The sequence below is a fragment of the Alteromonas sp. PRIM-21 genome (assembly GCF_027563165.1).
Classification (GTDB): domain Bacteria; phylum Pseudomonadota; class Gammaproteobacteria; order Enterobacterales; family Alteromonadaceae; genus Alteromonas; species Alteromonas macleodii_A.
The window spans coordinates 55444-78468 of sequence record NZ_JADOEK010000010.1; the positions used below are offsets into that span (position 1 = coordinate 55444).

The following is a 23025-nucleotide window of genomic DNA, read 5'->3' on the forward strand; positions in this document are numbered from 1 at the left end:
TATATCGTTTGGGCCATAATTATGTTGGTGGTGTACTTGTATGTCTGGCACTAGTGTTGAACCTATCTATATCCGAGCTGCGTCAAAAAGTAACGGCATTACTAGCCTGGTATTGGGTTGTGTAGGGCTGTTCGTCGCAGCCTTGTGGCTGGTCTTTTTGCCAGATTGGTTGTTTTTAGCCGGTATTTTTCTGACAAGTGCGGCACTGGTGTGTTTGCTAGTTGGTTATTTTAAGGTACGCGAGCCAGACTTCAGCTTAGAAATAGCCAGAGATTACATCACCTATCGCCACCGTCTTGGCAGTTGGCGAATTCACTGGGACAACCTACAGCGTGCAGATTGCCCACGTGTGCGCCATGGGTTGGATCACGTTCCCTTAGAAACAGTCGGCTTCAAAATAAAAAGCTATACTGATTTTTTAAATACAATATCACCTAGGCTTGCTACACACTTACTGATGGAGCAGCGGCCTCTGCTAATGCAAAATACTGACGAAAACTGCGCGTCGGGAAGTTGTTACGAACAATCAATGTTTGACGATAAGCAATACGTTATGGAAGACGGTACTATCATTAAAGGAATAAAAGCCATGTTAGCTCATCGTATGGTAGAGCTTCGAAAACGACTCGGTTTTGATATTTTTATCGCAAGCTCAGAGTTAGATAGAGACGCCAGCGAATTTGCTAGGTTGATCTCTGAATGTCAGCAATCACGGAAGTTTTTTCAAGAGCAAAATGCCACGCAATAACCAGTGCTATATGCGTGGCCAATAATTTGTTATACGCTGGGTTTGCTCTCCCGTAACACTTTCTCTGCTTCAGCGATAAGTGCAGGTAAATGCTCATCAACAAGTTTATGCTGGCCTAACTTGAGCGCGCTTTCAGTATCATTCGCCAGATGTTGCATGCGCGGCAAGCCAGTATAACAACACGCTCCATGAAGCTTGTGTACCTCGGTTTTTAGCGCGTTATAATCTTTTTCTTCCCACAGCGTTGAAAGTAATTCAATGGTTTCAGGGAGCAGCTCTATAAAGCCTTCTAACATTTCTTTCGCGGTGTCTTGGTTTTGATTGGCTCGTTTTAGCGCAAGCTGCCAATCAACTGAGGGAAGCTCTATTTCCCCAGGTTCAATGCTATGGCACCAGGATTTGATTAGGTTAATAAGTAACTCTACTTCGATAGGCTTAGGGAGATAATCATCCATACCTGATGCGAGTAGTCGCTCCTGTTCTTCCTTAAATGCGTGAGCGGTGACAGCAATAATAGGTGTACCCATATTTACGGGGGATTTGCGAATTTCCCTAGTTGCTTGTATACCATCCATCCCAGGCATCTGAACGTCCATTAAAATCAGGTCGAACTCTTGTGTCTGACACTGATTTACCGCATCTTGCCCACTAATCGTTGTAATGAGCTCTACAGGTGAATGGTCAAGCCACGTATGTAGGAGTTTCAGGTTCATTTCCATGTCATCAACAGCCAATACTTTCACGTTAGGCAAACTGCTGATCTTCTCTTGCATGGCATTTTTCGCAGGGGTAGCGTGCTGGTTTACCAAGCTATCTAACTTAGTCAAGGTTATTGGCATACGTATCTGAGAGTAAAAGTGCTGCGATAGGCTTGGATATTGAGCGTACGGCTCGGGGCCAGAGTACCAGAGAATTCGTTTTGTGGCTGGAAACTGTACAAACCGGCTTAGGTAAGTATCACGCAATGCCATTTTACTTACCGGTACCGTTGCCATGAAGAAGTCATATTGACCGTTTATCGTAGCTAAATAATCTAACGATTCCACTGAAGTAACCTTGGCACCTAATATCGACAACATGTTAGCGCTTGAGCGGCGGGTTGCGGGAATGGGGTCGAAAATAACAACGCTTTTGCCTTTCCAGTCTTCGCTACTCGTCAATGAATATTTTTGGCTAAGCTGATTCATGCGAAGAGAAACGCTAAACGTAGAGCCCTGGCCCAGCACACTTTTAAGTGAAAGGTCTCCGTTCATCAGACGAACGAGTTCTCTGCTAATAACAAGGCCTAAGCCCGTACCTTGGTAATTTCGATTTAGCGCATCGTCTACCTGTGAAAAAGCGCTGAAGAGCTTTTTCCTGTCTTGACGACTAATGCCAATTCCCGTGTCTTCAACGACAATATTTAATTCGTGGATACCATGAGGAAGCGAGCGTCCGCTTGCTGAGAATGTAATGGCTCCACTAGAGGTAAACTTAAGCGCGTTACTGAGTAAGTTATTAAGCACTTGCTTGATGCGAAATACATCGCCAATAAGTTTTTCAGGCAGCGGATTTAAGTCGAAAACGAACTCGATGCGCTTGCTGTGCGAAGATTTAGCCATAATGGTGACCATCTCTTCGAGCAGTTTATTAGGTGAAAAAGGTTGGTTGTTTATTTGAAGTTTGCCCGCTTCAATTTTTGAAAAGTCCAGTACGTCGTTAACAATAGTGAGCAGGTTTTCAGCAGCAGTATTAACGATCCGAACCTGTTCTTGCTGGTCCGTAGGAAGCAATGCGTTATTGAGTTCTTTGCTAAACCCCAATATTGCATTTAGCGGCGTGCGTATCTCATGGCTCATGTTGGCAAGGAACTGAGACTTTACGTTACTGGCCTTGATGGCGTCTTTTCGCGCAATGTCTAAGCGTGCATTTTGCTCTTCAATAAGCTCCACATTATTGCGTAAATCATCGGTTGCTTGTTCTACTTCACTTTCAAGCTGGCTTCGACTTTTCTCCATGAGTGCAAAAGAAAAAAGTCCAGCTTCTAGGAAAACGCCAACTTGGAAGCAGTAGGTAGTAAAGTCGTTTGAGGGCAGCAGACCGATAAGGCTTAACATGCCAATAATGGCACCGGTAGCAAGCATACCCCATGCAAAAATAAAGTAGCGTGCGGGCCTGAAATTATTGAGGAAGGCTTCCACCCCTGCGTAGATATAGCTCAAAATCGCTACCAGCCCTACGCCATATACCAGGTTGTTCTTCCAGATAGAGGGAAGAAGATCGACAAAGCACACGAGTCCAGTGAGTGCTTGGCACACTAATAATAAGTTTATAATAGGATGTGCAGTGGGCGAGTGCTTTTCGGTTTCTAAGAAGGTTATGGTAAACAAGCCTGAACTGATACCGATAATGACGAATATCAATTCCGAATGACCGACTAGCCAAGAGGGAATTCCTTGAGTAAATAAAAGGTGTGTATGACCGCCCCACACGAATTGCCACAAGATCACCGCTAATATGTAACCAACATAAGCAATCAGGCTTTTCTCTTTTACGCCGAAAAATAAGGCCAAATTATAAATGGCAAGTATGAGTAAGCCACCGTAAAAAAAGCCCCAGAGCAAACTGTCCATTTGGAAATAACTGCTGTGTAAAGGCTCAGCTTGTATGCGAAGTGGAGCGATGAGGCTTGATGAATGACTCTCAATGCGTATGTAAAGGTCAACGGGGTCGCTGTTAGCGAGTTCAACCCGAAAGGTAGGAACGCGAAAGCGCTGCTCTTTTTGCGCCTTACCTTGATGACTTTGGCTAATCACCTTTCCATTTTGTACTAAATAGAAATCAACGTTATCGAGCTGACTAAAGTTTATTGAAAACACCCAGTTCTTGTCGTTTGAAACATTGGCAACGGATGTTAGTAACCACATCCCATTATTGCGAAAGCCAAAGTTAGGGTTTCCGTGAGGATGCATAAGAAAGTCATTTCGTCTTCTTGATACATCCCCAATAGTAAGCTGGTAATCGGTTTCGAATAGAAAGTACAGCGAGTCTGATAAATCTAGCGTACTTTGTTCATCAAACAACTGCTCGATATGTTGCGCTTGGGAACAAGAAGGCCAGAAGCTAGCTAGCAAAATAAATAGGAAAGAAAGTGCGCGAAAGGTTGCCATATTATTCTGTACTTTAACTACCATTTAGATAAGGGTTTTATTATTTTTAGGGTGAATATTGAACGGAAACTTCAACCCGCTCTATTTAAACACTCTATTTGCAGAATAACAAAGCAAACCATTAACACATTGATAGCATTTACATTGCAAGGATCTTTGCTAAATGGCAAAGACGGTGAGGCATTGGCTATTTGAAAAGTGATGACAATTGTTTTCAAAGATTGCACACAAATGCGGTTTACCCCACAATAGCCTAAACGCTCGCGTACATTCAGTAAGTAGTGCGCTACAACACAACGAGAATGACGGCCTTTCTATTACGAGCGCATTGGTATTAATAACAAAACGAAAAAACTATCATGAGTGACGAGATCATCATTAATCGCGATGGGGTAGAGCAACTCCCTCTTCGACGTTTCACCGAAGACGCTTATCTAAACTATTCCATGTACGTCATCATGGACCGTGCTCTTCCGCATATTTCCGATGGTTTAAAGCCGGTACAGCGACGTATTATTTATGCGATGTCCGATTTAGGCTTAAGCGCGAATGCAAAATATAAAAAGTCTGCCAGAACCGTAGGTGATGTACTTGGTAAATTTCACCCACATGGTGACTCTGCCTGCTACGAAGCCATGGTGCTTATGGCGCAGCCTTTCTCATATCGATATCCCTTGGTTGACGGTCAGGGGAACTGGGGCGCACCGGATGATCCTAAATCGTTTGCAGCCATGCGTTATACCGAAGCTAAGCTTTCTCGATTCTCGGAAGTGCTTTTAAACGAGCTTGGTCAAGGTACGGTAGACTGGGTGCCCAACTTCGACGGTACGTTAGAAGAGCCAAGTGTACTACCTGCCCGTTTACCGCATATACTGCTTAACGGTGTGACAGGTATTGCAGTGGGTATGGCCACTGATATTCCCCCTCACAATGTAAGGGAGTTGGCTAACGCTTGCGCGATGTTGCTGGACAACAGTAAAGCTGAGCTTAGCGATGTCCTAGAACATGTGAATGGGCCTGACTACCCAACTGAAGCCGAAATTATTACGCCAAAAGCCGATATTAAAAAGCTTTACGAGACTGGGCGTGGCTCAATAAAAATGCGTGCTGTTTACGGTGAAGAGAATGGGGATGTGGTGATTACTGCTCTACCTCATCAGGCGTCTGGCGCAAAGATTCTAGAGCAAATAGCTTCGCAAATGCAGGCGAAAAAGCTGCCAATGGTAAGTGACCTTCGCGATGAGTCTGATCACGAAAATCCAACCCGCTTAGTTATTACTCCTCGTTCAAATCGCATTGACGTTACCCAATTAATGCAGCATTTGTTTGCAACTACCGACCTTGAGAAAAATTACCGAGTTAACCTGAACATGATCGGCCTAGACGGTCGCCCTCAGGTTAAAGACTTGCGTACTATTTTATCTGAGTGGTTGCAGTATCGAAAAGATACAGTGACACGACGTTTGCAGTATCGCTTAGATAAAGTATTGGCGCGTCTACATATTTTAGAAGGTTTGTTAATTGCGTTTTTGAATATCGATGAAGTTATCGAAATTATTCGTACCTATGACAAACCTAAGCCTGAGCTTATGTCGCGTTTTGGTTTAAGTGATAAACAGGCCGAAGCCATTTTAGAGCTTAAACTTCGCCACTTAGCCAAATTAGAAGAAATGAAAATTAAGGGTGAGCAGGACGAGCTAGCTGCCGAGCGTGACAAGCTACAGCAACTACTTGGCTCAGACCGTCGCCTTAAAACCCTCATTAAAAAAGAAATCCTTGCTGACGCTGAGAAATACGGTGACGATAGGCGCTCACCTATTGTCGAGCGTAGCGAAGCTAAAGCGCTGTCTGAAAAAGAGTTAGTGCCTGCAGAATCAGTCACAGTTGTACTTTCAGAAAAAGGCTGGGCACGTTGTGCAAAAGGTCACGATATTGATGCTGAAGGACTAAGTTATAAAGCGGGTGATGCTTATTTATCTAGCGCCGAAGGCAAAAGTAATCAACCTGCCGTATTTATGGATAGCTCAGGGCGAACATTCTCGTGCGACGCTCACGGTCTTCCTTCTGCACGAAGTCAAGGCGAACCTTTAACCGGCCGCTTCAATATCGTTGGTGGGGAATCCTTCCAACACGTGATTATGGCGCAAGACGAGAGTAAGTTCTTGGTGGGCTCTGATGCGGGCTATGGCTTCGTCGGCACGTTCAAAGATATGGTTAGCAAGAATAAAGCGGGTAAGGCTTACTTGTCCTTACCTACAGCAGCGAAAGTTATGAAACCAATGCCTGTGACTAACCCTGACTCTGATTGGTGTTTAAGTATTTCTAACGAAGGGCGAATGCTTATGTTCCCGCTTCGCGACTTGCCCAGTTTAGGCAAAGGAAAAGGAAATAAGCTAATCAATATTCCTTCAGCAAAATCACAGTCCCGTGAAGAGTTTGTCAAAGTGCTGACCGTTGTACCTGATGGCGCGGCCATTAAGGTTGGAGCAGGGAAGCGCAGCATGACGTTAAGTGCTGAAGACCTTACCCATTATCAGGGGGAAAGGGGCCGTAGGGGGAATAAATTACCTCGTGGTCTACAGCGGGTTGATAGCGTAGAAGTGGTGCTACCAAATAAAGACGAAGCACCTGAAGATTTGTCATAAAGTTTAAGTTGTTCTTATGCTTAGGTGAACTACACTCATTAAAGGTATGAATGAGGAATTTACATGTTAGGCATAGTTTTTACATCGTTAATCGATATGCTTGAGGAGAAGGTTTCTCCCGAGTTCGCTGATGATGTCATCATGGAAGCTGGGTTAGAGAACGACGGAGCTTATACTGCAGTGGGTTATTACCCGTTTGAACAGATGCAACGCCTGGTAGGCGTGCTGGTGGAGAGAACGGGTAAATCTGCTAATGAACTCTTATACGATTTTGGTTTTTATTTATTCGGTAAGTTAGGTGCCGTACACGGTGACGTGTTAGCCAATACCAATAGCATGCTAGACATGCTGGAACACTTGGACGGCGATATCCATGTCCAGGTTAAAAAGCTTTATCCTGACGCAGACCTCCCTCGTTTTAAGGTGCTGTCACGCACAGACACCTCCATGCGCCTACAATACTACTCTGAAAGAGAGTTATACCCCTTAGCTGAGGGGCTGATGGACGCCGCTGCAGCCCATTACAACTGCAAACTTGAAAGGGAAACCCATCAACTAGAAACGCCTCACACGTACGAATTTAGCATATCTCTTGTTGTTTAACGGGGGATGTAATGTCAGATGAATCATCGAATGGCAAGCCTGTTAGTAATGACGCGTCAGCTTTAATGGAGCGTCGTTTAAAACGAGAGCGAAATGCCAGAGAGCAAGCTGAAAGCTTGCTCAGAGAAAAGACTCAAAGCTTATATGCTACTTTGCAAGAGAGCCAACAAGCGCAAAAGGATCTAGAGCTTGCTCTGTGGGCTTCGCAAGAGTCATTTTGGAGTTGGGAGGCGCAAAGCGACATAATGGAGATTCGCTCTTTCTCTCTCCACTCACAAAGCGTATCTACGTGGTCGGGCACCTTAATTCAGCTTCTTGAACGGGTCCATGAGGACGATTTGGAAGGGCTTCAGTTTCACTGGACCATGGCACTTCACGGCAATCGCGATCGCGTTGAATTCTCCTTTCGCTTAATGCTAGAAAAAAGCTACCAATGGGTAAGGTTACGCGGCCGTGTACTAGAGCGGGGCAGCGCGGGTGAAGCACTGCACATTGTGGGAACGACCAAAGATATTACCCAGCAGCGCAAAGCCGAACAATCTTTTCATTTAATGGCCTCTGCGTTCGCTAGTTCAAGAGAGCCAATGTTAGTCCTCTCTCCCGACCTTGTTATTACAGAGTGTAATGATGCCTTTATCCATTTACTTGGTATGTCAGTAAAAGAGCAATGTGTAGGGTTAGATTTCAATCAAATATTTATCGCAGAGAAAGTTGATAAAGCGCAATTGGCCATCGATAAGCAGGTTAGATTTGAGTCAAAAATAAAAAACCAAAGCGGCGAAATGAAAGTGGTAGATATTTCTGTGGCTTTGTTCGAAACCTATCAACAAACCTCGTCTTACTTAATCGCAACAATGCGCGACATCAGCGATAGAAAGCGCAACGAGGCGAAGCTACGTCAACTCGCTTTGCACGATGAATTAACCGGTCTTTCTAATCGTAACTCGCTACGTGAGTCTATTTCAGCATTAGTGAAAAAAGTGCAGCCTTTCTCTCTCGTATTTATAGACTTAGATGGGTTTAAAGCTGTAAATGATAACGCGGGGCATGAAAGAGGCGATGCAGAACTGCAGCGCATGGGAGCATTATTAACCGGTATGTTCGGTCCCATAGGGGAAGTTGGCAGGTGGGGCGGTGATGAATTTATTGCCGTAGTGCCTAACCAAAATATTGAAGACATTGCCGAACGTTCACAGGAACTTATTAGCCAAATTGAAGAAGACGCCATTGTTGTAAAAGGGACAGAGCTCAGACTGTCGGCCAGTATTGGCATTGCCGAATTTCCAGAACACAGCAGCAATATTGAAGGATTAGTTCAGTGCGCCGATGCAGCAATGTATCGCGCAAAAGAGCTTGGGAAAGGGCAAACTTTTGTTTATGAGCCAGGGCTTTATGAGAGCATGACGCAGCAGGTCAGTATGGTGAACGACTTGCGCAAGGCCGTAGAAAACCATCTTCTTGATTTTTATATTCAGGGTAAATATGACTTAAATGGCGTATTAAAAGGTGGCGAAGTGTTGTGCCGCTGGATCTCAGGTCTGCACGGTGTCGTCTCGCCAGCAGTGTTTATCCCCATAGCAGAAGAGCACAAGTTAGATAGCGCCATTGGTTTACAAGCGCTAGAAGCTGCTTGTGATTATATTTCGATAATGGAGTCGCAACAAGGCGAAGCTATTCCGCTATCGGTTAATATTAGTGCAAATCAGATGCTCGACCCGGAATTTCCCGACCAAGCAGCCTCCATTTGTCTGGATAACAATATATCTCCGGAATTTATAGAATTAGAGCTTACTGAGTCGGTGTTTATTCGGGACGAAAAGTCAGCGCTAAGAGCATTAAATACACTCAGAGAGAGTGGGTTTAGGTTGTCTTTAGATGATTTTGGCAGTGGCTTCTCATCACTTAGCTACCTGAGGAGTTTTCAGTTTGAGGTGGTCAAGGTAGATAAAAGCTTAATTCAAGGTATACATCAAGATAGCAAAGCAAACGCGCTTTTTAATGGTCTAATAGCTATGTTGAAGAGCCTGCAGATAGATGTAGTGGCTGAAGGGGTAGAATTAGAGTCTTACCTACCTTTTATGGAGCAAGCAGATATCAAGTTAATGCAGGGGTTCTACTTTGATAAACCTATGCCTTACGACCAGTTTCTTGCCAGGCATACCACTGAGCCTAATCGGTAATGTCTTTTGCTAAGCTTAAACAAAAAAAGCCCTAACGGGCTTTTTTTAATGACTAAGCAAGCGCGTTACTTAGCATTTGTACTTTCAAAGATTTTATCAGCTGATGCAGCAACAAAGCCTTTATATAGTTTACCGTCAGGCATTTCATAGCGCTGTGCGAATTCATAAAAACAGCTTGGAATAGCCACAGTCTCATCGCTAAATGCTACGTCAGCACGGTCAGCCATAGTTGACGACTGCGCTAAAAATACGTCTGGACCGCCTTTAATTTCGCCGCCTGAGGTGTTTAGCACAAAGCCTGCTTCTTTAAGCAATGTGTTTACGTCGGTCAGCTCGTCAGTGCGGGTTAAGTGATTGACACTTACCGTGAAGTGGTTAGCACGAAAGCCCCATGCTGCCATCCACGCCGCGTATTCTGACTCGTTAAGCAGTGTGTCGTATTCAGCTTTCGTGACGTCCCAATGCTTACCCGAGTACAAGAAGTTATCTGCATCCACTACAGATTCAGGCATTTGATCAACCATCTTCTTGATAATTGCTTGAGCAGTTTCAGAAAGCTCATTTACGCGAAGCTCGCTGATAAATACTTTTGGTTTAGTATCGTCAGGGTGCTCAAAGTGCTTTGCAGTCAGCTTTTTAGCTTCAAAGTCATAGTCGCCTTTCGCTTCATAACCCAATGCCAAGAAATGTGCAGCAAGCTTATCTAAGCGAGTTTTATCTAAAGCAAAAGTTCTAAAAGCCACATGGTCGTTAACGATATCGTTCGTGTTTTCTTCACCGGCCAAAAGTGCATGGATTTTATGCGCTGAGGGAGTGATAGTTACGTAATCGTCCCACATGTTGCTAAACAACGTATCGATGTTGCTATGCATAATGATAGGGTCCTTTCTGTCGTCGACTATTTCTAAATGAATAGTTCGTATAGGGTTGGTGCTTAATCGGCCGACGCACTCTGCATCGGCCTTTATACCGCTGTAAAAGCTTGGCTTACATCGACAAGCCTGGGCTTAATTTGCCCGGCATAGTGACTTTGTCTAGCTCTACGGAAGCTACTGGGTATGCACAGTAGTCAGCGGCATAAAACGCGCTTGCTCTGTGGTTACCACTATCGCCCACACCGCCAAACGGCGCAGCGCTGCTCGCACCGGTAATAGGTCTGTTCCAGTTTACGATGCCCGCACGAATACGCGCGAAGAAGTAACGATAGTCTTCTTCGTTGTCACCTAGAAGGCCTGCTGACAAGCCAAAGCTGGTGTTATTCGCTTCCTCAATGGCAGCATCGAAGTCGCTGTAGCGGATTACTTTAAGTAGTGGGCCAAAGTGTTCTTCGTCTGGCAGTGAAGCAAGCATGTCAGTAACATCAATAATCCCCGGGGTAGCAAAACCTTTGCTTTCGTCTTTTTGTTCAAGACGAACCAGCACCTTACCACCAAGGTCTTCAAGTTCTTGTTGCGCTTTCACCATAAGTGCAGCGGCGTTGCTTGAGATCATAGCGCCCATAAACGGCTGGTCTTCAGCATCGTAATCGCCAACTTTAATGTTTTTGGTTACTTCGATAAGGCGAGCGAGGATCTCGTCGCCTTTGGCACCAGTTGGCAAGAATAAGCGACGAGCACAAGTACAGCGCTGACCTGAAGTAATGAAAGCAGATTGCACGATATCGTGTACTGCTGCATCAACATCAGCCACGTCTTTTACGATAAGTGGGTTGTTGCCGCCCATCTCGAGTGCCAAGATTTTACCCGGGTGTCCTGCGAACTGCTCGTGAAGGATTTTCCCTGTGCGTGAGCTGCCCGTAAAGAAAAGGCCGTCAATGTCGTTATGCGACGCCAACGCTTTGCCCGTTTCAACTTCACCTTGAACTAGGTTAAGTACGCCCGCCGGCAGTCCGGCAGCGTCCCATAGTTTCACCATTTCCTGCGCGACCATAGGTGTCAAATCGCTTGGTTTAAACACAACCGTGTTGCCTGCAATAAGGGCCGGAACAATGTGTCCATTTGGCAGGTGGCCAGGGAAGTTGTATGGGCCGAATACCGCAACAACGCCATGAGGTTTATGGCGAATGAATGCTTTACCTACTGGCATTGGGTTTTCTACGTTACCCGTGCGCTCAAAATAGGCTTTTTCAGAAATGCCAATTTTGCCCATCATGGCGCCAACTTCAGTGGCCGTTTCCCATTCTGGTTTGCCCGTTTCTTTTGCCATAACTTTGGCCAGGTGCGCTTTGGCTTCTTCTAGCTTAGCGCCGTAAACCTTTATGATCTCGAGACGCTCTTCAACCGTTTTCATGCTCCACGCTACAAGCGCAGCACGAGCGGCGTTAATTGCGTCATCAATTTGAGCGGCAGTTGCAGACTTACCTTCCCAAATCACTTCGTTTTTTGCAGGGTCAACTGACGTTAAATCGTGACCCTGTCCGGCAACCCATTCACCGTTGATAAAATGTGTATGTAGCATAGTGGGTGTCCTTTTAATCTCTGAATGTAACGGGGGCAAAACGCACGTGCTCACCCTCTTTGACATTCAATGCAGCAGCGGTTTGGCGAGAAAGCACGGCAACTTGCTTTTCTTCGCTAAACGTCATTTCGGTGGCTACTGCACGAAAATCAGATATTGATGTGTTTATGATGTAGTAGGTTTGCCCTTGAGCAGCTGCACTATCATCAATGACAACGGGCAGTTTCAAGCTCGTTTGAGCCGTGCGAATGTGGCTTAAATTCGCCTCAACCGTAGGGCCTGCGTCGAAAATGTCTACGTAACCGCGGCACGAAAAGCCTTCTTCTTCTAAAAGCTGAAGGGCTGGTCGGGTCTTGTCGTGCACCTCACCAATGACTTCTTGTGCTTCTTTGCTGAGTAGATTTACGTATATCGGGTACTTAGGCATAAGCTCAGCAATAAACACCTTGTTGCCTATACCCGTTAAGTAGTCAGCTGTAGGGAAGTCCATCGAGAAGAAGTGAGTTTCTAGCCATTCCCAAAACGGTGAACGTCCTTCTTCGTCACTCACACCGCGCATTTCAGCAATAACGGTTTCCGAGAAGCGTTCGCGGTGCTCCATCATGAATAAGAATCGAACTTTCGAAAGGAAGCGGCCGTTAATTCCACCACGGGCTTGCTCGCGAAGGAACAAGGTACATATCTCAGTAACGCCAGTGTAGTCATTACAAAACGTTAGAATGTCTACCGTATTGTGAATGTTCAGCTCGCGCGAGGCATGTACCACCTTGCTTAAATGGTAGTGATAAAACGCGTCATCTATGCCAACTGCAGCTTCGATACCTGTTGTACCCACTACCTGGCCGGTAGTGGTATCTTCCATCACAAACAAGTATGACTCATCGCCAGGCTCAGTTACGTTTGGCTTGTTAAACGCGGTTTCTGCACGATCAATTTTACGCTGCAGCAACTCGTCGTTGACAGGTAAAGACGTAAAGCCAATACCTGATTCAACAGCGATTTCTTTAAGCGCGTTATAGTCGGCCTTCGTGATAGGGCGAATGATTTTCATGTTCGCTACTCGTGTTGTAATTATTCGGCGTTTACAACGGCGGCAACGGCGCGCTCAAAACGTGCAAGACCTTCTTTAATGTCTTCATCAGGAATAACAAGTGAAGGTGCAAAACGAATAACGTTCATGCCAGCAACAAGACACATTAGGTTCTCTTTGGTGGCTGCCATCATAAAGTCGCGTGCACGGCCCTGATATTTTTCATTTAGTGCACAGCCTAACAGCATGCCTTGGCCGCGCACTTCTTCAAATACGTTGTACTTGTCATTGATTGCGCCAAGCAACTCGCGGAAAAGCGCTTCTTTCTTAAGTACGCCTTCAAGCACTTCTGGTTGATTTACGATATCTAATGCTTTTTCCGCAACAGCACATGCCAGTGGGTTACCACCGTAAGTGCTACCGTGGGTACCAGGCTTAAGGTGTGCAGCAATTTCACTTGTCGTTAGCATAGCGCCAATTGGGAAGCCACCACCAAGCGATTTAGCTGTAGTTAGGATATCGGGTGTTACGCCAAGACCCATGTAAGCATAAAGGTGACCAGTACGACCAACGCCTGACTGAACTTCATCAAAAATTAGTAGTGCATTGTGTTTGTCGCAAAGCTCACGTACACCTTTTACAAAGTCGGCGTCCGGTGGAATGATTCCGCCTTCACCTTGAAGCGGTTCCATCATTACAGCACAAGTTTTATCTGAAATTAGGGCTTCAAAAGCAGCTAGGTCATTGTAATCACAGTGATCAACAGCGCCTGGCTTAGGACCAAAACCATCAGAGTAAGCCGCTTGACCACCTACTGTTACGGTAAAGAAAGTACGACCGTGGAAGCCTTTATTAAAAGCAATGATTTGATTTTTGTCTTCACCGTGCTTATCAAGTGCCCAACGACGAGCAAGCTTAAGTGCCGCTTCGTTAGCTTCCGCACCAGAGTTGGCAAAGTAAACTTTGTCAGAGAAAGTTGCATCGTTAAGCTTTTTAGCAAGGCGAAGCGCTGGTTCGTTGGTAAATACATTACTTAAATGCCAAAGCTTGCTGCCTTGTTCATTAAGTGCTTTAACTAGCTCAGGGTGGCAGTGACCTAAAACGTTTACTGCAATACCGCCTGCAAAGTCGATGTACTCAGCTCCATCTTGATCCCATACGCGTGAACCTTCACCTCGAACAGGTACCATACCTGCTGGGTTATAGTTAGGAACCATTACATCATCAAATGTAGCGCGAGTTACGTTCATCTTTGTTACCTCTGCATTGGGCGCCAATCACACTATGTGAGCTTGCTTGTATAATCAATGCGCACGTTTTATACGTGCTGCGTGAGTCAATAAGCATTAATTGGGCGCATAAAAACTAATCGGATTTGATTTACAGTATGCCATTTTTTTTAACATTTGTCTTCTATGTAAAGGGCTGCAGCCCTTTATTTATAAGGACTGTGGCTTAATTTGCAGGAAAAGTGAATAACTATTAACTACTGGGCTATATCAATTAGTAATAATCAATTTTTACGCTAAGAAAAGCGCCGCGTAGAGGTTTTATGGTGCTTTAACGGAATTAAAGAGGGTAGTGCGCCGCGACAAATTTGCCTGTTTACTCAAGCTGAAAACAGGCAAAGTACTGAGTTACGGTCAATATTTTTAAGTATCAGACAGCTAGTATGCGAAAAGTGCATAACCAATGCATGAATATCCATAAAATATTTCACGTTTAGTGCGCTATTTTGGCTGATTTTTGTTCTAAACGAGTAGAGTGTAGCAATTAGCTCTAGTAACTATCTTCATTCTTCACCAACGGAAGGGTAAAGATATCCGTGCTTTTAAGTGCCTCAAGTGCACCCGCAGGGTATTTTTGTTCAGCGAAAAGTGGTTTAACTTCTTTAATGTCGACAAGCTTTAATTGATGCAACATGCGTATTTGCGTATACGCGCGCGCTTGGTGGAGTATTTTGCTCAACGTCTTGGTCTGTGCCGGCTGTTTATCAGCACAAGCACGCATTGGCTGTGCAATTGGCAGACGGGTAAAGTGCATCCACTCTAAAATGTCTGCGCTAATTGCATCAGCAAACTCTTGCTGTAAGGCAATAAGGTGATTCGCTGATGGCGCAATTCTGAGTAAAGCTTCGTGACGCTTTTGTTCTTTATCTTTTTGACACTCTTGCAGCAGATGCAGCTGAATTTTATCAAACAGTTTAAAGTAAAGCCGCGTGACAGCGCAGCGCCCTAAATTACTTACCATTGCCAACACGTAGGCTTGGTTTTTATTAAGGTCGCTTAATGAAGCAAGGCGCTTAGCAGTGAGCGCGACGCCCGTAGAGTAATGCGTTAGTTTTTGTTTTATCAGCGGGTAAGGATCGGTAATTTGGGGCATTGCACGCTTTAATATCAGCGACGGGATTAGCGTACGTAAGTTTTCGATACCTAAAAAGCTTAAAGCGGTACGTAAGGTTTCAACAACAATAATACGCCCTCGCGAGTCTTTTCGCCTAAATCGGGGCGTATTTACTACTACGATAAGTTCGTCGTAAAGCCATGGCATAGTGGCGACTATAGGCTCTAGCTTTGACACTGAGCATGCTTTTACAGATAAGGCATCTAATAGCTCACCAATGTTTTCTGGCAAGTTAAGTACTTTCTGAACGAGTTCATCGGTGTAGCTAAGTTGTTCAGTAAGTTCACCAAGCAAAATCTCGTGAAGGTGGTGGCTAACCGACTCTAAATAAGAGGCTTCTGTTTTTTCCTGTAGGCGTTTGTTTTCAATTGCGACTTTTTCAACGTGAAGTAGAAGCCTGCGTGCGTCACCCTGTTCTGACTGTTCGAAGCTGACTTGACCCACCTTGCGCTTTCCTAGCATTTCAAGCACGCGCTCGGGTGAGATGATCATATTTTCAAATCGATCATCTATCGTCGGCGGTGTGGTTGCCCCCATGGTCATATTAAAAGCACTCCTGCTCATAACTTTTTGGTGAACGGCGATATTATCGTACATTAGGGGCCTTTATAACTTTAGCTACGGTAATGATGAAGATGTAGCTACCACTTAAAAGCACAGTTAGCACCCTACAATGATTGATATCGCTTATGTAGTTTTCAACATAACGCTCAGTTAGCGCTTGGCTAAACTTGATTATGAAAAGTTAAACGAAAAATCAGTGAATTGCGAATTTTAACGGCCTTCAAGCGCAACCTTTTACACTATGTAGGGTATCGGCAACAAGACTGTAGACTTAAACCTTTTTATGGTGAAGAAAAGCTTCAAGCACGCTATGACCGTGTTCGGTAAGTAATGATTCAGGGTGATACTGAACACCCCATATAGGGTAGCGATTATGGGAAACGGCCATAATTTCTTTTGTACCCAACGCTGTCTCACACCAAGCATCGACGCGTAGTGATGGAGGTAAAGATTCAGGGCTTAATACTAATGAATGGTAGCGGGTTACGTTAAAGGTGTTTGGTAGCCCTTTAAATAGCCCTGTATTGTGATGGGACAATGCTGAAACTTTACCGTGTTTTATTTCTTTTGCGCCTACCACTTCTGCACCAAAAACTTGACCTATGGCTTGATGACCTAAGCAAACGCCCATTATGGGAATTTCACCGGCAAAATGCTCTATTGCAGATAAACTAATACCCGCTTCGTTAGGTGTGCAAGGGCCTGGCGAGATAACAAGCTGAGAAGGTGCTAAGCGCGATATATCGTCAAGACTGAGGGCGTTGTTTCGCACTACTTCAACGTCAGCACCTAGCTCTGTGAAATACCTAGCAAGGTTATGAGTGAACGAATCGAAGTTATCAATTAACAGCAACACAGCAGTGTTAATCCTTGGTATATCTATAAAGCAACGGTTGTGACATGAAGCGCTTTATTAACGCTTCATGTCTTTTAGTTGCAGTATTTAAGTTACGGCTTTGGAATAAAACCCACTGCTTTATAAACTTTGGCTAAAGTCTCTGCTGCGCGTGCTGATGCTTTCTCCGCACCCTGGCGCATAACGTCGTCTAAGTACGCTCTATCCGCACGAATTTCAGCATAGCGGGTTTGGATAGGCTCTAGTAAAGATACCACGGCATCTGCAACATCACCTTTTAAGTGGCCGTACATTTTATCTGTATATTCAGGCTCAAGCTCTTTTACTGTTTTACCCGTTGCTAATGAAAGCAGGGTAAGTAGATTAGATACACCTGGTTTCTCGGCTGGATTGAAGTAAATATTGGCTTGTTCGTCAGAGTCGGTTACCGCGCGTTTAATCTTCTTAGCTAGCTTCTTAGGATCTTCTAACAGACCAATGAAGTTATTGGGGTTGTTATCTGACTTAGACATTTTCTTTTCTGGTTCTTGCAGGCTCATGATACGAGCACCGAACTCTGGAATATAAGGGTCAGGTAAACGGAATACATCGCCATATAAGTTATTCACGCGGGTAGCAATGTCGCGTGTTAACTCAAGGTGTTGCTTTTGATCTTCACCCACAGGTACTTTGTCCGCTTGATAAAGCAAAATATCTGCTGCTTGAAGCACAGGGTAGCTATACAAGCCCACGTTTATGTTGTTCTCGTTTTTCGCAGACTTATCTTTAAACTGCGTCATGCGGTTTAGCTCGCCCATTTGAGCATAGCAATTTAATACCCACGACAGCTGCGCATGCTCAGGCACATGTGATTGCAAAAATAGCGTGCTTTTTTGCGGGTCAATACCGCAAGCTAGATAAAGAGAAAGGCCATCAAGACAGGCTTCGGCAAGCTGCTTTGGATCTTGTCTTACAGTGATCGCATGTAAATCGACAATCATGTATAAGCAGTCGTGATCGTCTTGCATGGAAACCCACTGTTTAAGTGCACCCATATAGTTGCCAAGGGTAAGTTGTCCTGAAGGCTGGCAGCCACTTAATACAACGGGTTTATTACTCATTTCTATTTACCTGTAATACGTTAAATTTTGTTAAAAACTAAGCTTTAGATAGCGATGAAAGTTCATCGCGCATTTGCGCAATCACATCGCTGTAATCGGGTTGAGAAAAAATGGCCGAACCAGCCACAAACATATCTGCACCAGCTTCTGCTATTGCGCGAATGTTATCGACTTTTACGCCACCGTCAATTTCAATTCGAATGTCATAGCCGCTTTCTAGTACACGCTGCTTCACCGCACGTACTTTATCTAGGGTGCTGGGGATAAACTTTTGGCCGCCAAAGCCAGGATTCACCGACATTATAAGAATGTGGTGTAGTTTATCCATAACATGATCTAAGTAGTGTAGCGGCGTGGCTGGATTAAATACCAAGCCGGGTTTGCAGCCTGCATCAATAATAAGCTGAAGAGACCGGTCTATGTGTTCAGACGCTTCTGGGTGAAAGCTGATGTAGCTTGCCCCTGCATTGGCGAATTTCTCAATAAGGTCATCTACTGGTTTTACCATAAGGTGAACATCAATCGGCGCGGTTATGCCGTATTTTCTCAATGCTTCGCAAATCATTGGCCCAAACGTAAGGTTTGGCACATAGTGGTTATCCATCACATCGAAATGCACCACATCGGCGCCTGCGTCTAATACTTTTTCTACGTCTTCACCAAGTCGAGCAAAGTCGGCAGAGAGTATTGATGGGGCAATTAAAAAGGGTTTCATTGCGTGTCCTTCAAGTCAAAAACAACAAGGTGCGTTGCCACTTACGGTATAAGGTAGCGAAAGTTTACCCAAAACCATGCTTCTTTACTATGCAAAGGGCACATCAAGGTTGATTTGACATAAATTTAAGACAGACAACCGTAAAGCGTGCTGCTGCCCAATTTTGGTGAGGCTGCGTTTTATTGGTGCATTTTTAAACTGCGCTTCAACTGAATAAATTACAGAAGGATTTAAGGATGCATTTATAAATTGTTTTTTATCAATGCGTTACGAATAAATTAGCAGGCATTTTTAATGAACCATAAATGGGCATTAACTTTGCGTTACCCAGTCCAAAAAAGAAAACACAGACAGAAAAAACGAATTACAACAAGTTTGAATTTGACTGGAGAACACACATGAAAACATCTACAAAAAGAACCCTACTTGCCGCTGCTATTTCTTCAGCGTGTCTACTAACTGCAATGCCGAGCTATGCCGAAGGCGAATTTACTGCCAATGCAAGTGCTACCAGCAACTACATTTGGCGTGGTCTAACACAGACAACTAACGAAGCTGCTGTACAGGGCGGTATCGACTACGCACACGAGAGTGGTTTCTATGCGGGTACGTGGGCGTCTAACGTGAATTACGGTGCAGGTGATGAATATTCATACGAGCACGATATGTATTTTGGTTTTGCTGGCGAGTCTGACGGCATCGCGTATGATTTCGGTTACCTTTACTACAACTACGATGATGAAGCGAACTTCGACTTCGCAGAAGTATATGGCTCAGTAGGCATGGGGGGCTTTAGCCTTACTGTTTACTTATTAGCTCACACTGAGGCCGATGAGGGCGAAGGGCAGGACTTTGGTTTCGCTCAAGCATCATACACATCACTTGATTACAGCACCGAAATTTTAAACGGTACTGAACTTGGTTTTCACGTAGGTTATCACGAAGGTGACTTTGCTGAAGCGTTCAATGGCGTTGAAGGTTATGTAGACTACGGTGTTTCAATTGCAAAAGACGGATTTAGTTTTGCAATTACAGGCACTGACCTTGATGATATGGGCGGTGACGACGAATATGATAACGATGCAGTTAAATTTACTGTAGCTTATTCAGTAGACTTCGAGCTTTAATTTTTCAAAAAGAGTCCGATGGATCGACCTCTTTATTAAAACGTTGAGTAGTAAAAGCCTAATGTAATTGCATTAGGCTTTTCATTTTAAATAGCACGTATTTTTAACTTGTTCGTTACCTGCTTTTGATTATAATGAGATTAAATTTTAAACGAGTGTAAGGGGTATTCAGGATGAAAGTTCTTCCTTTTTTTGCGATTTGTGGAGCCGTCGCCCTAGTTAGCGTGGCCGTTACAAACCCGCCAAGCTCACGCTCGTCTGTTTGTGAATTTCAGCCTGTTACCGAGTTTAATCCAAAACTTCCTGCAAGCCACATTCAAAACCAATGCGCCCGTCATCAAGAGGGAGTTGAAGAGGTTAGCTGGCTGTCATGGATAGCAGGAAAGTCACCGTCCTTCCAGTTTCACTTTTTAGATTTACTAGAGTTGCTACACAGCGACGATGGTAATCGCGATTTCACCTCACCCTCAAACGACTCTTAAGGGGATATTATGCAATCTGGTACTGGTTTCTGGTCAGTTCTAGGTAGTGTAGTGGCAAGTTTGTTCGGTGTTCAAAGCCACAAAAACTATGAACGCGACTTTACCAAAGGTACCTTTATCAGCTTTGCTATTATCGGTGTTGTTTTAGTTGTGATATTCGTCGTTTCACTTTTTATGTTCGTAAAGTGGTATACAGGCTACGGTTGATAGGTCTTCACACTTAGCAAAAGCGCTTCATTGCTTCAAATAGGTGTTTTCTAACCTTTCATCTTGCAATAATTATTCAGCAGAAGGGCGCTGAGCTGTTTTTTTCTTGCGTGTTTTTCGTTTCACAACGACTTTAGCGGGTGGGAAATAAGCCAATATCTCATCTACTGGCTGTCGCTTCGCGCCATTTTGGCTAATCGAACGTTTAACTGACAGCATGCTAAAGTCTGCACCTTGATATAAAGCACGGGTTAGCGGTAAATCGTGGTTTGATATCAACACAGGTATACCACGCTTTTTAGAAGCTCGGGTGGCCAGTTCTGCTAGCTTTTCTTGTGACTCTTGCCCAAAACTTCGCGCCGCGTAACTGGTGAAAGCTGCTGTCTTGCTAATAGGTGCGTAGGGTGGGTCGCAATAAATAACATTGCCTCGCCTAGCTCTTGAAAAAACCTTCTCAAACGGTAGGCAGGTAAAGGTGGCCTTTTGTGCTTTTTCGGAAAACACAAACATTTCGTCTTCTGGAAAGTAAGGCTTTTTGTACCGGCCAAAAGGCACATTAAAGCGACCTTGAAGGCTATATCGGCACAAACCGTTATAGCCGTGGCGGTTCAAATAAAGAAAAAGAATGGCGCGATAGTATTCGTCTTGCGTGCCGTTGAATTCTTCACGTAGGTCATAATACATCTTCTCTTCATTACGGCTCCCGTCAAAAAATGAGCGCGCATCGTTAATAAGCGCGTCGGGTTGGGCTTTTAAGAAGTTGTATAAGTTAATGAGGTCAGGGTTGATATCATTAAGCAGGTAGCGTTTGTATTGCGTATTCAGAAATACAGATCCAGCACCAACAAACGGTTCTATAAGTTTGTTAGCTTGCGGTAATCTGGCCTGAATGTGCTCAACCAAGCTGTATTTGCCACCGGCCCACTTTAAAAAGGCACGGTTCTTTTTCTGCATCATGCTTAAACGTTACTACCTAGACGGAATGAAGACGGTGGTTTTTCCTTGCGCCGCCGTTCCAAGGGAAAGGGTCGTCTTTATACTTTTACGCTGATCAGTATCAGATATCACCACGCTAAAGGTAGATTGTAACTTTCATCAGTAAAACGGACAACCAACAAGTGTCGCAAGAGTGGAATTTAGCTAAATAATCAGAACTAACTAGGCGCTTATGACTTCGAATCGGCTTAATTTTGCGCTCTGTCTATTTCAGCTAGGATCTGACTCCCCCGCTTTATAAACGCATTTTGTCTGCCAGGGTATTCGGGTAACGCTGCGCGAGTTTGCTGTGCTTGCGATAGTGAGGGGTAAACTTCTCGAAAAACAACCACAAACCAATCGCCACCGTAGCGTTCAGTTTTATAAATGCGGGTTTGGTCTACAAGATTGTTTTCTCGCAAGAACGCATTGAGCACCGATTCGCTTTTCATCGCTAGCATCTGAATGGCGTAATCGTTAGCGCTAATCCACTGGTTTGCCTGCAGTGATGTTTGGTTTACATTATCGTTGCTGAGCGCCGTATCAGTGTTTTGCGGGTTCGTTAGTGCTGTTTGTGTATTCTCTGAAGCCGTTTGCCCATTACTTTCACCTCGACTAGTCTCGACAGAGGAAGAGTTACTGCTTTGCGCCCTTGAAGTAATATTACTATTAACGCCTTCTGTTTCAGACAAAGAGCCTGCATCAGGTAATGATGATACTGCGCTTTCCCAGTCGGTAATTAGCGAGTCATTCTCTGCTATTTCATTTTCCATTGGCTTATCAAGGGTTGATTGACCGGTTAGCTCAAAAGTTACACTTGGAGCCGAGACAATTTCCACATTACCGGTTTGTGCGCTTACGTCATTTTGCTTTTCAGCAGCTGTGACTTCTCTGTTTTTTTCCTCGTCGGCATTAAGCCTTTCGTCACCATTGCCGTCAGCAATTAGCTTGTTATAGGCTGAACCCGGTTCAACCTGAGTTTGATTAGATTCAAGAGTTTGCTGGCTAATAGGAGTGAAAATTGATGCCAGCTTTTCACCGTACTGCCAATAAATTAGGCCAGAGAATGTGGCCAGAAACACCAGAGCTACACCAGCATAAAACCATTTTGTTTTTAGCGGGTTAGTGAATGTCTTAGTATTTTCACGTTGTCTATTTTCTAAATGAGCCTGAAACGCTTCTCTTCGGGAAGCTATCATTTTATCGAGGTCTGACTCGTAATTAGGCTGCTCACTAATCACAGACTGGCTGCTAATAATAAGCGGAGTTTCAGTATTTTTAGCAGGAAGCCATTGTTTAGCGCGCTCGGCCCATGCGTTATTTGCAAATAAAAGCACGTTTAAATGTTGTTTGTTTCCAGCAAATCGACTTTGTAAGACCAAATCCCACAGCTCTTGTAACAGTGCATCAGGAAGGTTATGGGCTTGGGTGATAGCGATTAGAATTGGGCCTTCGTGGCTATTCAAATCAGAAAGTAATTCATTAAGGGGGCGAACAAAGCTTCCCACTACTTGACCAAGTAGCTGCCGACAAAGCTGTCTACGGTAGTCGGAAGGCTCCATATTATCTTGCGCGGTCAAATACGCAATTTCGGTATCGTCGTGCTGTTGAAAGACAAAGGCTTCAAGGGTTTTTTGTTGTTGAGCAATAGACTCACCGCTGACAAAGATCAGCTGAGAGGAGTAATTAACCAGATATTCCAAACGTTCATGCAGTTCACTTTGCATGGGAGTTTGCCCTTATTCACCGTTGCTTTAAAACTAGTCTAGCAACGCACCTTGTTA

18 protein-coding genes are annotated in these 23025 nt (G+C 44.4%); 7 read left to right on the forward strand and 11 right to left on the reverse strand.

Annotated features, from left to right (window positions below):
- The first annotated feature begins 40 nt into the window (after positions 1-40).
- On the forward strand, positions 41-748 hold the full coding sequence (locus IW644_RS14290; protein WP_269918159.1) for a DUF2982 domain-containing protein: 708 nt from the start codon (positions 41-43) through the stop codon (positions 746-748).
- Positions 749-777: 29 nt separating this feature from the next.
- On the opposite strand, the gene IW644_RS14295 is transcribed toward IW644_RS14290, so the two are convergent.
- Positions 778-3897 (reverse strand): hybrid sensor histidine kinase/response regulator, encoded by a 3120-nt coding sequence (locus IW644_RS14295; RefSeq protein WP_269918160.1) that lies wholly within the window; start codon positions 3895-3897, stop codon positions 778-780.
- A 359-nt stretch (positions 3898-4256) separates the two neighbouring features.
- Here IW644_RS14295 and parC point away from each other — a divergent pair, with 359 nt between their 5' ends.
- The 3 genes from parC to IW644_RS14310 all read left to right on the forward strand — a co-directional run bounded on the left by parC (position 4257) and on the right by IW644_RS14310 (position 9325).
- Complete coding sequence (gene parC / locus IW644_RS14300; RefSeq protein ID WP_269918161.1) at positions 4257-6542, forward strand: DNA topoisomerase IV subunit A; 2286 nt, start codon at positions 4257-4259, stop codon at positions 6540-6542.
- Positions 6543-6605: 63 nt separating this feature from the next.
- Positions 6606-7145 (forward strand): heme NO-binding domain-containing protein, encoded by a 540-nt coding sequence (locus IW644_RS14305; RefSeq protein ID WP_269918162.1) that lies wholly within the window; start codon positions 6606-6608, stop codon positions 7143-7145.
- Positions 7146-7156: 11 nt separating this feature from the next.
- Positions 7157-9325 carry a putative bifunctional diguanylate cyclase/phosphodiesterase gene (locus IW644_RS14310; protein ID WP_269918163.1) on the forward strand — a complete coding sequence of 723 codons (2169 nt, stop codon included), beginning with the start codon at positions 7157-7159 and terminating at the stop codon, positions 9323-9325.
- Between the two features lie 65 nt (positions 9326-9390).
- On the opposite strand, the gene IW644_RS14315 is transcribed toward IW644_RS14310, so the two are convergent.
- The 8 genes from IW644_RS14315 to rpe all read right to left on the reverse strand — a co-directional run bounded on the left by IW644_RS14315 (position 9391) and on the right by rpe (position 18450).
- Positions 9391-10197 (reverse strand): DUF1338 domain-containing protein, encoded by an 807-nt coding sequence (locus IW644_RS14315; RefSeq protein ID WP_039217670.1) that lies wholly within the window; start codon positions 10195-10197, stop codon positions 9391-9393.
- 115 nt (positions 10198-10312) lie between these two features.
- On the reverse strand, positions 10313-11782 hold the full coding sequence (gene astD / locus IW644_RS14320) for a succinylglutamate-semialdehyde dehydrogenase (RefSeq protein WP_269918164.1): 1470 nt from the start codon (positions 11780-11782) through the stop codon (positions 10313-10315).
- Positions 11783-11795: 13 nt separating this feature from the next.
- Positions 11796-12833, reverse strand: a complete 1038-nt coding sequence (astA, locus tag IW644_RS14325; RefSeq protein ID WP_179982151.1) for an arginine N-succinyltransferase — start codon at positions 12831-12833, stop codon at positions 11796-11798.
- 20 nt (positions 12834-12853) lie between these two features.
- The gene (locus IW644_RS14330; protein ID WP_269918165.1) at positions 12854-14062 is read right to left on the reverse strand and encodes an aspartate aminotransferase family protein; all 1209 of its coding nucleotides are present in this window, start codon (positions 14060-14062) and stop codon (positions 12854-12856) included.
- A 529-nt stretch (positions 14063-14591) separates the two neighbouring features.
- Positions 14592-15758 (reverse strand): HDOD domain-containing protein, encoded by a 1167-nt coding sequence (locus IW644_RS14335; RefSeq protein ID WP_333473874.1) that lies wholly within the window; start codon positions 15756-15758, stop codon positions 14592-14594.
- Between the two features lie 292 nt (positions 15759-16050).
- Positions 16051-16635 (reverse strand): anthranilate synthase component II, encoded by a 585-nt coding sequence (locus IW644_RS14340; RefSeq protein ID WP_269918167.1) that lies wholly within the window; start codon positions 16633-16635, stop codon positions 16051-16053.
- A 92-nt stretch (positions 16636-16727) separates the two neighbouring features.
- Positions 16728-17735, reverse strand: coding sequence for a tryptophan--tRNA ligase (gene trpS / locus IW644_RS14345; RefSeq protein WP_179982153.1), 1008 nt, complete (start codon positions 17733-17735; stop codon positions 16728-16730).
- Positions 17736-17772: 37 nt separating this feature from the next.
- Positions 17773-18450 (reverse strand): ribulose-phosphate 3-epimerase, encoded by a 678-nt coding sequence (gene rpe, locus IW644_RS14350; RefSeq protein ID WP_269918168.1) that lies wholly within the window; start codon positions 18448-18450, stop codon positions 17773-17775.
- 305 nt (positions 18451-18755) lie between these two features.
- On the opposite strand from rpe, the gene IW644_RS14355 reads away from it, so the two are divergent.
- From IW644_RS14355 to IW644_RS14365, 3 genes are all read left to right on the forward strand, one after another.
- Complete coding sequence (locus IW644_RS14355; RefSeq protein WP_179982155.1) at positions 18756-19577, forward strand: TorF family putative porin; 822 nt, start codon at positions 18756-18758, stop codon at positions 19575-19577.
- 173 nt (positions 19578-19750) lie between these two features.
- Positions 19751-20059 carry a hypothetical protein gene (locus tag IW644_RS14360; protein ID WP_039217648.1) on the forward strand — a complete coding sequence of 103 codons (309 nt, stop codon included), beginning with the start codon at positions 19751-19753 and terminating at the stop codon, positions 20057-20059.
- A 9-nt stretch (positions 20060-20068) separates the two neighbouring features.
- Entirely contained in the window at positions 20069-20266 is a 198-nt protein-coding gene (locus tag IW644_RS14365) for a DUF2970 domain-containing protein (protein WP_269918169.1), read from the forward strand.
- A gap of 72 nt (positions 20267-20338) precedes the next feature.
- Here IW644_RS14365 and IW644_RS14370 read toward each other — a convergent pair whose 3' ends face one another.
- Positions 20339-21223, reverse strand: coding sequence for a Dam family site-specific DNA-(adenine-N6)-methyltransferase (locus tag IW644_RS14370; protein ID WP_269918170.1), 885 nt, complete (start codon positions 21221-21223; stop codon positions 20339-20341).
- Between the two features lie 227 nt (positions 21224-21450).
- A complete protein-coding gene (locus IW644_RS14375) occupies positions 21451-22968 on the reverse strand; it encodes an SPOR domain-containing protein (RefSeq protein ID WP_269918171.1) in 1518 nt (505 codons plus the stop codon).
- Positions 22969-23025: the final 57 nt, after the last annotated feature.

Coding starts and splice junctions, on each gene's coding strand:
- IW644_RS14310 (WP_269918163.1), top strand. CDS start 7,157: ATGTCAGATGAATCATCGAATGGCAAGCCTGTTAGTAATGACGCGTCA.
- parC (WP_269918161.1), top strand. CDS start 4,257: ATGAGTGACGAGATCATCATTAATCGCGATGGGGTAGAGCAACTCCCT.
- IW644_RS14290 (WP_269918159.1), top strand. CDS start 41: ATGTCTGGCACTAGTGTTGAACCTATCTATATCCGAGCTGCGTCAAAA.
- IW644_RS14355 (WP_179982155.1), top strand. CDS start 18,756: ATGGGCATTAACTTTGCGTTACCCAGTCCAAAAAAGAAAACACAGACA.
- IW644_RS14370 (WP_269918170.1), bottom strand. CDS start 21,223: ATGATGCAGAAAAAGAACCGTGCCTTTTTAAAGTGGGCCGGTGGCAAA.
- IW644_RS14375 (WP_269918171.1), bottom strand. CDS start 22,968: ATGCAAAGTGAACTGCATGAACGTTTGGAATATCTGGTTAATTACTCC.
- IW644_RS14335 (WP_333473874.1), bottom strand. CDS start 15,758: ATGACCATGGGGGCAACCACACCGCCGACGATAGATGATCGATTTGAA.
- IW644_RS14305 (WP_269918162.1), top strand. CDS start 6,606: ATGTTAGGCATAGTTTTTACATCGTTAATCGATATGCTTGAGGAGAAG.
- IW644_RS14360 (WP_039217648.1), top strand. CDS start 19,751: ATGAAAGTTCTTCCTTTTTTTGCGATTTGTGGAGCCGTCGCCCTAGTT.
- IW644_RS14365 (WP_269918169.1), top strand. CDS start 20,069: ATGCAATCTGGTACTGGTTTCTGGTCAGTTCTAGGTAGTGTAGTGGCA.
- IW644_RS14315 (WP_039217670.1), bottom strand. CDS start 10,197: ATGCATAGCAACATCGATACGTTGTTTAGCAACATGTGGGACGATTAC.
- IW644_RS14295 (WP_269918160.1), bottom strand. CDS start 3,897: ATGGCAACCTTTCGCGCACTTTCTTTCCTATTTATTTTGCTAGCTAGC.
- astA (WP_179982151.1), bottom strand. CDS start 12,833: ATGAAAATCATTCGCCCTATCACGAAGGCCGACTATAACGCGCTTAAA.
- astD (WP_269918164.1), bottom strand. CDS start 11,782: ATGCTACATACACATTTTATCAACGGTGAATGGGTTGCCGGACAGGGT.
- rpe (WP_269918168.1), bottom strand. CDS start 18,450: ATGAAACCCTTTTTAATTGCCCCATCAATACTCTCTGCCGACTTTGCT.
- IW644_RS14330 (WP_269918165.1), bottom strand. CDS start 14,062: ATGAACGTAACTCGCGCTACATTTGATGATGTAATGGTTCCTAACTAT.
- trpS (WP_179982153.1), bottom strand. CDS start 17,735: ATGAGTAATAAACCCGTTGTATTAAGTGGCTGCCAGCCTTCAGGACAA.